We start from the raw sequence: 13,472 nt of genomic DNA, 5'->3' as shown, positions 1-13,472 counted from the left end.
GCGCCCACGAGCCCGGCCACACCAGCCACCACAGGCCCGACTGCCCCACCAGCACCGGGCATCAACAGCCACAGCACCGGCCGACGACAACCACAGCACGGGACATCACCAGCCGTAGCAGCGGGACTTCACCAGCCGCAGCAGCGGGCGTCGGCAACCGCCGCACCGCTTGACGCGGCGCCCCAGCCAGCACGGCCTCGGCGATGACCCCGCCGAGTCCGCCCTCGAAATGACCGAGCTGGTCCGCCGCGTTGGGCCGGCCCGCGGCGGAGGTCGTCGGACGGCCCGCCGCCGAACTGCTGACCCAGGAGGCGTCCTGTCTACCGCCGCTCATCTGCCCCTGGCCACCGGCCACCGGCCAGGCGAACCGGGGAGGGCGGGATGCCGGACGGCAGCCCGACACCCCGGCTGGCCCGCTGGCACGCCGCCCCGCTTCACCGCGCCCCGGTCAGCGCCCCCGCCATCCCCAGCCCGTTCGCCGGTGTGGCGGCGCCCGCCTCAGCGCCCCCGAGCCAGCGCCGCCGCGGCCGCTCCCACCAGGCCCGCGTCCGTGCCCATCTCGGCCGGGGCGACGCTCAGGTGCTGGACGAAGGACAGGGTCGCGTAGTCCTTGAGGGCCGCGCGGAGCGGGGCGAACAGGACGTCGCCGGCGCCCGCGACGCCGCCGCCGATGACGGCGATGTCGATCTCGACGAGCGTGGCGGTGGCGGCGATACCGGCCGCGAGGGCCTGCGCCGCCCGTTCGAAGGAGGCCACGGCGACGGGGTCGCCCGCGCGGGCCGCGGCGGCGATCGCGGCGGCAGAGGTGTCGCCGTCGGGGCCCGGCCGCCAGCCGTTCTCCAGGGCGCGGCGGGCGATGTTGGGGCCGCTCGCGATCCGCTCGACGCAGCCGCGGGCACCGCACGGGCAGGGGTCGCCGTCGAGGTCGACGCTGATGTGGCCGATGTGGCCGGCGTTGCCGGTGGGCCCGGCGTGGAGTCGGCCGCCGAGGACGAGGCCGCCGCCGACGCCCGTCGACACCACCATGCACAGCGCGTTGTCATGGCCGCGGGCGGCGCCCTGCCAGTGCTCGGCGGCGGTGACGGCCACGCCGTCGCCGATCAGCTCGACGGGCAGCCCACCCGTGGCCGCCCGTACCCGGTCGACCAGCGGGAACCCGCGCCAGCCGGGGACGTTGACGGGGCTGACCGTGCCGGCGGAGGCGTCCACCGGGCCCGCGCTGCCGATCCCGACGACCGTGGCGGCACCCCACTGCGGGGCGGCGGTCAGCTCACCGAGGACCTCCTCGACGGCCCGCATCACGGTGTCGCCGTCCTCGCGCGCGGGCGTCGGGCGCTGCGCGCGCACCAGGATCCGGCCGTGGCCGTCCACCAGCGCCCCGGCGATCTTGGTGCCGCCTATGTCGAGCGCGGCCACGAGGTCGGTCTGCATCAGTGTCAGTTCTCCCGCTCCGAGTCTCCTCCCGGGCACCCGGATCCTGCGGCGCCCGGATCTCCGGCCGGAAAAACGGGCAGCACGACGCTCGCCTGGTGGGGGGCGCCGGCCAGAGAATGCGATAGACAGTCTCCCCCGGCTGTGACAACGTTGTCCAGGCTCTATGCTCGACGCCACATCCTCAACAGCCACACAAATCCGACACGCACCACCCATGACACCGCGGACCGCGCCTCGGGTGACCACCGACGAGAGCCGAGGCCGCGGACTCATGACCACCGACACCACCTCAGGACAGCGCAGCCGGTGCCCGACGCCGACGACCAGGACCGCGAGAACGGTGACCACCGACCGGTGAGGACCGACCGGTGCGCACCGACCGGACCTGAGCACCGCGGGACCCATGGCCACGACGACACCGTGGACCGCGGGACACGGCACCACCGGCCACGCCCGGGGACGACAGGACAGGACAGCGCAGAGTGCCCGAGACCGCCCGCAGCATCGCCCGCAGACCGGAGAACCGGTACGGAAACCGTCCGACGATGAAGGACGTCGCCGCCCGGGCCGGCGTGGGCCTGAAGACCGTCTCACGGGTGGTGAACGGCGAGCCGGGCGTCACCCCGGACACCGAGCGCCGGGTGCAGGAGGCGATCGACGCGCTCGGCTTCCGGCGCAACGACAGCGCGCGGGTGCTGCGCAAGGGCCGCACGGCGAGCATCGGCCTCGTCCTGGAGGACCTCGCCGACCCGTTCTACGGTCCCCTCAGCCGGGCGGTGGAAGAGGTGTCCCGCGCCCACGGTTCGCTCCTCATCAACGGTTCGAGCGCCGAGGACCCGGACCGGGAGCAGGAGTTGGCGCTGGCGCTGTGCGCGCGCCGCGTCGACGGGCTGGTGATCATCCCGGCCGGTGACGACCACCGCTATCTGGAGCCCGAGATCAGGGCGGGCGTCGCCACGGTGTTCGTGGACCGGCCCGCCGGGCGGATCGACGCCGACGTCGTGCTGTCGGACAGCTTCGGCGGCGCCCGCGACGGTGTCGCCCACCTCATCGCGCACGGGCACCGCCGCATCGGGTTCATCGGCGACATGCCGCGCATCCACACGGCCGCCGAGCGTCTGCGCGGCTACCGGGCGGCCATGGAGGACGCGGGCATACCGGTCGAGGACACCTGGATGTCCCTGGGCGTCACCGACCCCGAGCGGGTGCGCAGGGCGGCCGAGCAGATGCTGTCCGGTCCGGCCCCGGTGACGGCGGTCTTCGCGGGCAACAACCGCGTCACGGTGACGGTCGTACGGGTCCTCGCCGAGCACACCCGGCGGGTCGCCCTCGTCGGGTTCGACGACTTCGAGCTGGCCGATCTGCTCCAGCCGGGCATCACGGTGATCTCCCAGGACCCCGCCCGGATGGGCCGGACCGCCGCCGAGCGGCTGTTCCAGCAGCTGGACGGTTCCCTGCTCGCCCCGGAGCGCATCGAACTCCCGACCCGGCTGATCGCCCGCGGCTCGGGCGAACTGCCGCCCGAGGACTGAGCCTTGGCGCCCCCCGACCCCCGTACGCTGGAGGCGCTCGGCCTCGCCGTGGCGCCCCGCGAGGACCCGCTGAGCTATCCGGGCGCCTGGCCCGAGGAGTCCGCGCTCCTGGACGGCAACCGCATACTGCCCCTGGACAGGCTGCGGTTCGAGGACCGAGTCCCCGTGCTCTCGGTCGGCTCCAACGCCTGCCCCGCGCAGCTCGTGCACAAGATGGCGGAGCACGGTGTGGAGTGCCGCGTCCCCATGGTCAGGGCCAGGGTGACGGGCATCGGGATCGGTGTCTCCGCCCATGTCAGCCTGCTCGGGTATCTGTCCGCGTCGCCGTTCCGCTCCCCCGGTGCGATCCGCGACCTGTTCATCACCTGGCTCGACGAGGCGCAGCTCGCCGTGATCGACACCAGCGAGGGCGCCGACTCGCCGACGGGGAACTTCCATCGGGCCGCCCTGCCCGCCGCCGACTTCCGTGTCGAGCTGGAGTCGGGCGACGTCCTGGACACCGCCTGGATCTACGTCAACCGGTGGGGCGTCCTGCGCGACGGCGGCCCCGGCCCGCGCCCGCACCCCGGCCGGCAACGCCCGCTGCTCACCGAACTCCTCGCGGCGTCGGCCGAGTTGCGTGAGCTGTTCGGCACGACGCCCGACGAGTTCTGCGCCCGGGCACGCGGCGACCGCGCCCTGTGCGCCCGGGGGCGGCAGCTGTTCGCGGAGAAGAGGTGGACGACGACCTCGGGCCTTGAGCCGTACGTACGGCCGCATCCCCGGTCACGGCGGCCGACGGACCCTCAGCAGACCGGGAGGCCGGGCACCGCGGCGTCGTTGTCGCCGCCCTTGACGTAGACGACACTGACGAAGACGTCGCGGTTGCCGCTGTCGTCGTCGGTCTTGGCCCACCAGACGTTGGTCCAGCGGCCGGAGGTCTCGCGACGGCCCGTGTTCTGCTGGCAGTAGAAGTAGTTGGTGCCCGCCTTGAGGACGCCGACCTCGGTGCCGGCGGCGTCGTAGGACTTGGCGGTGGCCCACACCGTGCAGTTGTACTTGCCGCCGCCGATCGGGTGGCAGACCGGCTCCTCGGTGGTACCGCCTCCGGTGGTCCCGCCGGTCGTGTCGCCTCCGGTGGAGCCGCCCGAGGTGTCCGAGCCGCCCGTACCCCCACCCGTCGTACCGCCGGTGCCGTCCTTCGACGGGGAGGCGGACGGCTCGGTCTCCTTGCCGTCGTCCTCCTTGGGCTTCTCGCTCGGGTCCGTCTTCTCCTCGTCCTTCTTCTTGTCCTCGGAGTCGTCCAAGACGTCGACCGCGTCCCGGTCGGCGCCCTTGGACGGCGTGGCGCCGGTCGAGTCGGTGGGCGCGGGACGGGCGCCCGGCCCGGAGTCGTCGTCGCCGTTCACGAGGGCGACCGTGGCCCCGGTGGCGGCGAGGACCACGAAGACGGCCGCGGCGGCGAGCAGGGCACGCCCCTTGCGGCGCCGGGGGTTGCCGGGAGTGGACACGGTGGTGACGGCACCCGAGGCGGGGACCTGCGGCTGCGCACCGGAGCCGGTGCCGTCGACCGACGGGGAGGCCCCGGTCCCGGACCCCGGGATCGGCTGCGGCGGCCCGAAGCCCGCGCCGGCACCGGGACCGGCAACCGCACCGCCACCCGCGCCCGCACCCGCACCCGCACCCGCACCCGCGGTACCGAAGCCGCCGCCCGCGCCCGCCGTGGGCGGGCCGAAGCCCGGGGGCACCGAGGGCACACTGCGCTCGGTCTCCTGTCCACGAGGTGCCGTCGGGCCCGTGGCGCCCGGAGTCGGTGTGGCGGACGCGGCGCCGGAGGCCACCGCCTCCAGCAGCTCCCGTGCGCGGGACGCGTCGGGGCGGTGCTCGGGGCGCTTGTCCATCAGCTGGAGCAGAACGGGCGCGAGGGGGCCGGAGCGCCGGGGGTCCGGAAGCGGTTCGGCCACGATCGCGGTCAGCGTCGACCAGGTCGACGTACGGCGGAACGGGGAGGTGCCCTCGACGGCCGCGTACAGGGTGGCGCCGAGCGCCCAGACGTCGGAGGCGGGGCCGGGGTCGTTGCCCTGGGCGCGCTCGGGGGCGAGGTAGTCGAGGGAGCCGACGAGTTCGCCGCTGCGGGTCAGATGCGTGGCGGAGCCGTCGTTCGGGTCCTCCATGGTGGCGATGCCGAAGTCGGTGAGGACGACCCGGCCGGAGCGGTCGAGGAGGATGTTGCCGGGTTTGACGTCGCGGTGGAGCACCCCGACCTGGTGGGCGGCGGCCAGCGCGTCCATCACCTTGGCGCCGATGGCGGCCGCCTCGCGCGGGTCGAGCAGGCCCCGGTCGCGCAGGACGTCGTCCAGGGAGGGACCGTCGACGAGCTCCATCACGATCAGCGGGCGGCCGTCGACCTCGGCGACGTCGTGCACGGCGACGACCCCGGGGTGCCGGATGCGGGCGGCGGCCCGGGCCTCGCGCTGCATCCGCAGCCCCAGATCGGCGAGTTCGGGCGCGTCGGCGTCGGTGTAGGTGCGTAGCTCCTTGAGGGCGACCTCGCGGTGGAGCACCTCGTCCACGGCCCGCCAGACGACGCCCATCCCACCGCGTCCGAGCTGCCGCACGATCCGGTACCGCCCGACGAGGAGCCGTCCGACGCCGTCCGCCTGTTCGTTCGCCCCCGAAGACACCAGTGCCCCGTTCCTCTGAACACGTCAATGAGTGGGCGTACAGACTACGGTGCCTCGAGGACGGCTCGGACCAGCGGCGACCGCTGTCACAGGACCGCTACACGACCGGCCGGAATCAATGGCCGGAAACAGTCAGGTCCGCCCGTCGGGGCGCGGCGAAGCCCTCCAGGTCCGCGCGGGTCAGTCCGGTCGCCCCGGACACCTCGTCGACGTCGAGGGCGCCGCAGTCGAGGCCGCGCAGCAGATAGCCGCTGAGGGCCTTGGCGGTGGCGGGCTCGTCCATGACATCGCCGCCGGCGCTGTTGGCGTAGCGGGACAGGCGGGCGGCGGCCTGCTCGTAGCCCTCGCGGTAGAAGGCGAAGACCGCGGCGTAGCGGGTCGGGATGTGACCGGGGTGCATGTCCCATCCCTGGTAGTAGGCGCGGGCCAGGGCGCGGCGGGTGAGGCCGTAGTGGAGGCGCCAGGCGTCGTGGACCTGTTCGGTCGGACCGACCGGGAGGACGTTCGTCGAGCCGTCCGACACGCGGACGCCGGTGCCCGCCGCGGCGACCTGCATGATCGCCTTGGCGTGGTCGGCGGCGGGGTGGTCGCTGGCCTGGTGGGCGGCGGAGACCCCGAGGCAGGCGCTGTAGTCGAAGGTGCCGTAGTGCAGTCCGGTGGCGCGGCCCTCGGCGGCGCCGATCATGCGGGCGACGGTGGCGGTGCCGTCGGCGGCGAGGATGGCCTGGCTGGTTTCGATCTGGATCTCGAAGCCGATCCGGCCGGGCGCGAGGCCGCGCGCCTTCTCGAAGGCCTGCAGCAGGCGGACCATGGCGGTGACCTGCTCGGGGTACGTCACCTTGGGCAGGGTCAGGACGAGCCCGTCGGGCAGGCCGCCGACCTCCAGCAGGCCGGTGAGGAAGATGTCGAGGGTGCGGATGCCCCGGTCGCGCACCGGTGCCTCCATGCACTTCATGCGGATGCCCATGTACGGGGCGGCCGTGCCGTTCGCGTACGCCTCCGCGATCAGCCGGGCGGCGCGGGCGGCGGCCTCGTCCTCCTCGGCGTCGGGGCGCGGCCCGTAGCCGTCCTCGAAGTCGACGCGGAGGTCCTCGATCGGTTCGCGTTCCAGCTTGGCGCGGACGCGGTCGTACACGGGGCCGGCGAGGTGGTCGGGGAGGCCGAGGACGGCGGCGAAGGACGCGGCGTCGGGGGCGTGCGCGTCGAGGGCGGCGAGGGCCCGGTCGCCCCAGGTGCGGAGGGTGTCGGCGGCGAACGCGTCGCCGGGGACGTAGACGGTGTGCACCGGCTGGCGGGTGCCGGGGTCGCCGGGGTAGCGGCGCTCCAGTTCCGCGTCGACGGGGGCGAGGGAGGCGCTGATCTCCTCGCTGACGGCGCCCGCGAGACTCGTCGCCACGTTCTCCTGTCGACCCTGCCCCATTCCGACCTCCATCTTCCGCTCTGCGGAATCGACAATCCGCATGACGAAGCTAGTCGGGGATCTTGGCCCGGGTCAACACCGTCCCGGCGTGGGATTCCCCATGCTTCCCCCTGGTCACCGCTATCCCACCGCCTTCTTCCGTATTCATTCGGCAAGCTTCATCCTGACTCCCAAGGGGAGGAGATCGCGTGCCGAACGAGGCCGGAGTGACACGCCGCCAAGGACTCAAGTCCGCGGCGGTGGCCGCCATCGCCGCACCATTGCTCACCACGGCGGGCTCCACACAGCCCGCTGCCGCCGGCGAGTACCCGGGCGCCCTGAACGTCATGACGTTCAATGTGCGCTTCGCGACCGTCGTCGACGAGACGCCCCGCTGGACGGTCCGCCGTCCGGTGATGCGGGCGTTGCTGCGCCGCGAGCGGCCCCACCTCATCGGCACCCAGGAGGGCCTCTACCAGCAGCTGCGCATGATCGAGAAGGATCTCGGCGGGCACTACGACTGGATCGGCACCGGCCGTGGGGGCGGTAGCAAGGACGAGTTCATGGCGATCTTCTACGACACCCGCCGACTGGAGCCGATCGAGTTCGACCACTTCTGGCTGTCGGACACCCCGTACACGATCGCGTCCAACACCTGGGGCGCGGACTGGCTGCGCATGGTGACCTGGGTCCGCTTCGCCGATCTCGCCGACGGGGGGCGGGAGTTCTACGCCCTGAACACCCATCTGGACAGTGTCAGCCAGTACGCCCGCGAGCGGTCCGTCGGGCTCATCGGCAAGACGATCGCCGGATGGGACCGGTCGTTGCCGGTCGTCGTCACCGGTGACTTCAACGCGGCCGCCCACGACAACCGGGTGTACGACCGGATGCTGGACATCGGCCTCGTGGACGCCTGGGACGCTGCGGGCTCGCGCAGCGAGGCGTACGGCACCTACCACGGCTACCGGGGACTCAGACCGGGCGGCCGGCGGATCGACTGGATCCTCACCTCGCCCGGCGTGACCTCCCACTGGGCCGCGATGAACACCTTCTCGGTGGACGGGCTGTACCCGAGCGACCATCTGCCGGTGCAGGCCTCACTGACCCTGGGATGAGCGAAGGCCCCCGCGACCGTTCGTACGGTCACGGGGGCCTGTCAGCGCAGGGAGGCTCAGCCCTTGCGGACCTTGATCTCCTCGGTGAGCTGCGGGACGACGTCGAAGAGGTCGCCGACGACGCCGTAGTCGACCAGGTCGAAGATCGGGGCCTCGGCGTCCTTGTTGATCGCGACGATGGTCTTCGAGGTCTGCATACCGGCACGGTGCTGGATCGCGCCGGAGATGCCGGAGGCGATGTACAGCTGCGGCGAGACGGACTTGCCGGTCTGGCCGACCTGGTTGGTGTGCGGGTACCAGCCGGCGTCCACCGCGGCACGCGAGGCGCCGACGGCCGCGCCGAGGGAGTCGGCGAGGGACTCGATCAGTGCGAAGTTCTCCGCGCCGTTGACGCCACGGCCACCGGAGACCACGATCGCGGCCTCGGTCAGCTCCGGACGCCCGGTCGACTCACGCGGGGTGCGGCCGGTGACCTTGGTGCCGGTGGCCTGAGCGGAGAAGGTGACGTCCAGCGCCTCGACGGCGCCGGCGGCCGGGGCGGCCTCTACGGCGGCCGAGTTCGGCTTGACCGTGATGACCGGGGTGCCCTTGGAGACACGGGACTTGGTGGTGAAGGACGCGGCGAACACCGACTGCGTCGCGACCGGGCCCTCGTCACCGGCCTCCAGGTCGACGGCGTCGGTGATGATGCCCGAGCCGATGCGCAGCGCGAGACGGGCGGCGATCTCCTTGCCCTCGGCGGAGGAGGGGACCAGCACGGCGGCCGGGGAGACGGCGGCGACGGCGGCCTGGAGGGCGTCGACCTTCGGCACGACCAGGTAGTCGGCGTACTCGGCGGCGTCGTGCGTGAGGACCTTGACCGCGCCGTGCTCGGCGAGCGCGGCGGCGGTGTCGGCGGCACCGGCACCCAGCGCGACCGCGACGGGCTCACCGATGCGGCGGGCCAGGGTCAGCAGCTCCAGGGTGGGCTTGCGGACGGCACCGTCCACGTGGTCGACGTAGACGAGAGCTTCAGCCATGGGAATGGTTCTCCTAGCGGAATTACGAAGTCTGAGGGGGCGTAAGGGAGTTGGGCTCGGCTGGGCCGCGGAGGGCCGGGCCGGGCCGCGGGGGCCTTAGATGAACTTCTGGCCCGCGAGGAACTCAGCGAGCTGCTTGCCGCCCTCGCCCTCGTCCTTCACGATCGTGCCGGCGGTGCGCGCGGGACGCTCGGCCGCGGAGTCGACGGCCGTCCAGGCGCCCTCCAGACCGACCTCCTCGGCCTCCAGGTCGAGGTCGGACAGGTCCCAGGACTGAACCGGCTTCTTCTTCGCCGCCATGATGCCCTTGAACGACGGGTAACGGGCCTCGCCCGACTGGTCGGTCACGGAGACCACGGCCGGCAGGGACGCCTGAAGCTGCTCCGAGGCGGCGTCGCCGTCACGGCGGCCCTTGACCACGCCGTCCTCGACGGACACCTCGGACAGCAGGGTCACCTGCGGCACACCCAGACGCTCGGCCAGCAGGGCCGGGACGACGCCCATGGTGCCGTCGGTGGAGGCCATGCCGGAGATCACCAGGTCGTAGCCGGCCTTCTCGATCGCCTTGGCCAGCACCAGGGAGGTGCCGATGGCGTCGGTGCCGTGCAGGTCGTCGTCCTCGACGTGGATCGCCTTGTCCGCGCCCATCGACAGCGCCTTGCGCAGCGCGTCCTTGGCGTCCTCGGGGCCCACGGTCAGCACGGTGATCTCGGCGTCGTCGGCGTCCTCGGCGATCTGCAGCGCCTGCTCGACGGCGTACTCGTCCAGCTCGGAGAGCAGACCGTCCACGTCGTCACGGTCGACGGTCAGGTCATCGGCGAAGTGCCGGTCGCCAGTGGCGTCGGGCACGTACTTCACAGTGACAACGATCCTCAAGCTCACGCCGGCTCTCCTACTGCATCGTCATTTCTGGGCTGCCTGCTATGGAGGCAGCATAGGCGCCTGAAGCGGCCGATCCCGATCGGGGCGACCTGCGCTCCGATCGGAATATTACTCGCCAGTACGACGCCTACCGTCCCGCATCTCATCCCCGCTAAGCAAGCGCTTTGAACTGTGAGGTAGGCAACCCTGCGTAATCGGCCGGGAATCGGGCGGGAAACCTCGCGCCCCCGTTCGCCCGCGCGGATCAGTCGCGCAGGCCGCTGAAGCGTCCCTGGTGGTAGAGCAGCGGCCGCCCCGCCCCGGAAGGGTCGCCGAGGACGACCTCCGCGATGACGATCCGGTGATCGCCCGCCGGGACCCGGGCCACCACCCGGCACACCAGCCAGGCGAGCACGTCGTCGAGGACGGGAACCCCTTCCGGGCCGCTACGCCATTCGGTGGGCGCCCCGAACCGGTCGGCGCCGCTGCGGGCGAAGGTGGCGGCGAGCTCCTGCTGGTGCTCGCCGAGTATGTGCACGCCCACGTACTCCGCCTCGGCGATCGCGGGCCAACTGGAGGCGCCGGTGCCGATGCCGAAGGAGAGCATCGGCGGCTCGGCGGAGACCGAGGTGAGGGAGGTGGCGGTGAAGCCGACGGGGCCCGTGAGGCCCTGGGCGGTGATCACCGCGACTCCGGCGGCGTGCCGCCGGAAGACGGAGCGCAGGAGGTCGGGGGAGGCGAGCCGGGGGGAACCGAGGCCGGAGGTGGCCGTCATGGGTGATGTCCTTCGGGTGGGGTCGACGAGCGGGGTCCGTGGCTGCTCAACAGCCTGGACAGCGCGAACTCGCCGTGCGGACCAGGTCCACATGGACACGCTCGAAGAGAAGGAGTTCCCGGGGCATGCCGTCAGATTGACGATACGTGACGCGTACAGTCAAGCGCGTCCCGCCATCCGGAAGGTGCGTCACGGGCCACTCCCCTCACACGGCTTCGCCGAGCGCGGCGATCACATCCGCCTTGCGCGGCTGCCCCGCGGCACGCCGTACGATCCGGCCGTCCGCGTCGAGGACGAGCACGGTCGGGGTCTTGAGGATGTCGAGTCGGCGGACCAGGTCGAGGTGTTGCTCGGCGTCGATCTCCACATGGGCGACGCCCGGGACCATCGCGGCGACCTCGGCGAGCACCCTGCGGGTGGCCCGGCAGGGGGCGCAGAAAGCGCTGGAGAACTGGAGGAGCGTGGCCCGTTCGCCGAGCGCCTCCCCCAACTCGGCGGCGTCGAGCCGCTTCTCGCCGTCCCGCACGCGCACTCCGACCCTTCCGCTCCGCCGCCGTTGCAGCACTCCGTAGGCGCTCGCCGCGGCAAGCACCAGTACGCACACCACCAGTCCGGTCACAGGGTGCTTCAGCGTTCATGAGACTGCAAAGATTCCCGGCTCCTCGAAGAGATTGGCTTGCGGAATGCTTGACGCATGGACATCGATGTGAGGGGACCGCGCTTCGGCGCGGCCGTGACGGCGGTCGTGCTGGCCGCCGCGCTGATCAGCGGCAGCGCCTGGCTGCTGGCCTGGCAGACGTTCGCCTTCGCGCTGGGCGCGGCGGGCGGGGTGGGTCGTTCGCCGTACGGCTGGGTCTTCCGCAGGGTGGTCCGGCCGCGGCTCGGGCCGCCGACGGAGTTCGAGTCGCCCCGGCCGCCGCGGTTCGCCCAGACGGTCGGGCTGGTGTTCGCGCTGGTGGGGCTGGCCGGTTTCACGCTGGGCCCCGAGTGGCTGGGGCTCGCGGCGACGGGGGCGGCGCTCGCGGCGGCGTTCCTCAACGCGGTGTTCGGGTACTGCCTGGGCTGCGAGATGTACCTGCTCGTCCGCCGGGTGACGGTACGCGCCGGGTAAGGGCCGGGAGAAGTGCGGGCGGGGGCCGTACGGCCGACGTGACGAGAATCTCGCACTTCGCCGGAACCAGGGCTGGCTACTCGTGCGTTCTTGGGGCACGATCTGCGACAGGCCGTAAACCTACGGCAGCGTAACTTTTCCGCCGGGAGCCCCCTCTCCCCGGCAGAGAGAAGGGTCCACTCCGTCCATGGCAGAGCTTGTCTACCGTCCCGCGATCGGTCTCGCCCTCACCCTGTTCAAGGCATGGGACCTGAAGATCGACTGCAAGGGGTCGGAGAACATCCCGCGCTCGGGCGGCGCCGTACTGGTGAGCAATCACATCAGCTACCTGGACTTCATCTTCGACGGTCTGGCCGCTCTGCCGCAGAAGCGGCTGGTGCGCTTCATGGCCAAGGAGTCGGTCTTCCGGCACAAGATCTCCGGTCCGCTGATGCGCAACATGCGGCACATCCCGGTGGACCGCGCGCAGGGCGAGGCGGCCTACGAGCACGCCCTGAACTCGCTGCGCTCCGGGGAGATCGTCGGTGTCTTCCCCGAGGCCACGATCTCGCAGTCGTTCACCCTCAAGAGCTTCAAGTCGGGTGCCGCCCGCCTGGCTCAGGAGGCCGGTGTCCCGCTGATCCCGATGGCGGTGTGGGGCACGCAGCGACTGTGGACCAAGGGCCACCCGCGCAACTTCAAGCGCAGCCACACCCCGATCACCATCCGGGTCGGCGAGGGGATTGAGGCCTCCAAGGACAAGTACGCCGGTGCGATCACCCGGCAACTGCGCGAGCGCGTCCAGGAGTTGCTGGAGGCCGCGCAGCGCGCCTACCCGGTGCGCCCCAAGGGTCCGGACGACACCTGGTGGATGCCGGCCCACCTCGGCGGCACGGCCCCGACCCCGGAGCAGGTCCGCGAGGCCGAGGCCCGCTGACCCGGCCCAGGGCCTGTCGTTTGGATCACGCCGGCTTCGGGCTACGGCACCTTGACGGCTGCCGGTGAGCGGGGCTTGGTGCGTGCAGCTGCACGGCGGAGGAGGGCGTCAACGCGATGGGAGTCCCCCCGCGCGAGGTTGTTCGAGCGTGGGGGAGTTGGGGACCGACGACAACGCCGCAGGTGTGCGCACCAAGCCCCGCGGCCCAGGCGCGATCCAAACGACAGGCCCTAGATGTGCTGTTCGGAGAGGTTGGTGACGCGGCTGGCTGGGGTTTGGCCGCTGATGCCGGTGTGGGGTCGGTGGTAGTTGTACCAGTCCAGCCAGTCGGGAAACGCTGTCTGCCGTTCGGTGTCTGAGGTGTAGGGCCGCTGGTAGGCCCATTCGTCGAGCAGGGTGCGGTGGAAGCGTTCGACCTTGCCGTTCGTCTGGGGCCGCCAGGGCCTGGTCCAGCGGGGGCTGATGCCCAGCTTGTGGCAGGTGTCGCGCCAGGTGGTCTTGGTGTAAGCCCAGGCGTTGTCGGTCAGGACCCGTTCGACGGTGATGCCGCGTTCGGCGAACCAGGTGGCAGCCCGAACAATGACCGCCGCAACGACGTCTGTCACCCCTACCTGCACACCGCCCTGGACGACCACTCCCGCCTGCAC

13 protein-coding genes are annotated in these 13,472 nt (G+C 72.1%); 5 read left to right on the top strand and 8 right to left on the bottom strand.

The features are described 5' to 3' along the window. Nucleotides 1-498 precede the first annotated feature (498 nt). Nucleotides 499-1,431 (bottom strand): ROK family protein, encoded by a 933-nt coding sequence (locus AOK23_RS22725; RefSeq protein ID WP_055714526.1) that lies wholly within the window; start codon nucleotides 1,429-1,431, stop codon nucleotides 499-501. Between the two features lie 485 nt (nucleotides 1,432-1,916). Here AOK23_RS22725 and AOK23_RS22720 point away from each other — a divergent pair, with 485 nt between their 5' ends. Further along, complete coding sequence (locus AOK23_RS22720) at nucleotides 1,917-2,966, top strand: LacI family DNA-binding transcriptional regulator (RefSeq protein ID WP_055714525.1); 1,050 nt, start codon at nucleotides 1,917-1,919, stop codon at nucleotides 2,964-2,966. A 3-nt stretch (nucleotides 2,967-2,969) separates the two neighbouring features. Beyond that, complete coding sequence (locus AOK23_RS22715) at nucleotides 2,970-3,806, top strand: hypothetical protein (protein WP_055714524.1); 837 nt, start codon at nucleotides 2,970-2,972, stop codon at nucleotides 3,804-3,806. On the opposite strand, the gene AOK23_RS22710 is transcribed toward AOK23_RS22715, so the two are convergent. Together AOK23_RS22710 and AOK23_RS22705 are read right to left on the bottom strand one after the other, a co-directional pair. After that, complete coding sequence (locus tag AOK23_RS22710; protein ID WP_055714523.1) at nucleotides 3,752-5,629, bottom strand: serine/threonine-protein kinase; 1,878 nt, start codon at nucleotides 5,627-5,629, stop codon at nucleotides 3,752-3,754. The two genes, AOK23_RS22715 and AOK23_RS22710, sit on opposite strands and share 55 nt — an antisense overlap. Before the next feature lie 115 nt (nucleotides 5,630-5,744). Then, nucleotides 5,745-7,049, bottom strand: coding sequence for a DUF6986 family protein (locus AOK23_RS22705; protein ID WP_055714522.1), 1,305 nt, complete (start codon nucleotides 7,047-7,049; stop codon nucleotides 5,745-5,747). A 188-nt stretch (nucleotides 7,050-7,237) separates the two neighbouring features. On the opposite strand from AOK23_RS22705, the gene AOK23_RS22700 reads away from it, so the two are divergent. Next, the gene (locus tag AOK23_RS22700; protein ID WP_055714521.1) at nucleotides 7,238-8,143 is read left to right on the top strand and encodes an endonuclease/exonuclease/phosphatase family protein; all 906 of its coding nucleotides are present in this window, start codon (nucleotides 7,238-7,240) and stop codon (nucleotides 8,141-8,143) included. A 56-nt stretch (nucleotides 8,144-8,199) separates the two neighbouring features. Here the strand turns inward: AOK23_RS22700 and AOK23_RS22695 are convergent, their stop codons facing one another. The 4 genes from AOK23_RS22695 to AOK23_RS22680 all read right to left on the bottom strand — a co-directional run bounded on the left by AOK23_RS22695 (nucleotide 8,200) and on the right by AOK23_RS22680 (nucleotide 11,417). Then, nucleotides 8,200-9,162: an electron transfer flavoprotein subunit alpha/FixB family protein gene (locus tag AOK23_RS22695; protein WP_055714520.1), complete on the bottom strand. Its 963-nt coding sequence runs from the start codon at nucleotides 9,160-9,162 to the stop codon at nucleotides 8,200-8,202. Nucleotides 9,163-9,258: 96 nt separating this feature from the next. Continuing rightward, nucleotides 9,259-10,044 carry an electron transfer flavoprotein subunit beta/FixA family protein gene (locus AOK23_RS22690; protein ID WP_055714519.1) on the bottom strand — a complete coding sequence of 262 codons (786 nt, stop codon included), beginning with the start codon at nucleotides 10,042-10,044 and terminating at the stop codon, nucleotides 9,259-9,261. Nucleotides 10,045-10,288: 244 nt separating this feature from the next. Then, nucleotides 10,289-10,798 (bottom strand): flavin reductase family protein, encoded by a 510-nt coding sequence (locus AOK23_RS22685; protein ID WP_055714518.1) that lies wholly within the window; start codon nucleotides 10,796-10,798, stop codon nucleotides 10,289-10,291. Nucleotides 10,799-11,003: 205 nt separating this feature from the next. Then, complete coding sequence (locus AOK23_RS22680) at nucleotides 11,004-11,417, bottom strand: TlpA family protein disulfide reductase (RefSeq protein ID WP_055714517.1); 414 nt, start codon at nucleotides 11,415-11,417, stop codon at nucleotides 11,004-11,006. Nucleotides 11,418-11,492: 75 nt separating this feature from the next. Here AOK23_RS22680 and AOK23_RS22675 point away from each other — a divergent pair, with 75 nt between their 5' ends. Both AOK23_RS22675 and AOK23_RS22670 read left to right on the top strand, forming a co-directional pair. Next, entirely contained in the window at nucleotides 11,493-11,909 is a 417-nt protein-coding gene (locus AOK23_RS22675) for a DUF4395 domain-containing protein (RefSeq protein ID WP_055714516.1), read from the top strand. A 187-nt stretch (nucleotides 11,910-12,096) separates the two neighbouring features. Beyond that, nucleotides 12,097-12,825 carry a lysophospholipid acyltransferase family protein gene (locus AOK23_RS22670; RefSeq protein ID WP_055714515.1) on the top strand — a complete coding sequence of 243 codons (729 nt, stop codon included), beginning with the start codon at nucleotides 12,097-12,099 and terminating at the stop codon, nucleotides 12,823-12,825. Between the two features lie 230 nt (nucleotides 12,826-13,055). Here the strand turns inward: AOK23_RS22670 and AOK23_RS22665 are convergent. Next, the coding region (locus AOK23_RS22665; RefSeq protein ID WP_157878122.1) for an integrase core domain-containing protein at nucleotides 13,056-13,472 on the bottom strand (417 nt) is incomplete at its 5' end.

Source organism: Streptomyces torulosus (assembly GCF_001419765.1).
Classification (GTDB): Bacteria; Actinomycetota; Actinomycetes; order Streptomycetales; family Streptomycetaceae; genus Streptomyces; species Streptomyces torulosus.
This window is presented reverse-complemented; position numbering and strand designations above follow the sequence as displayed.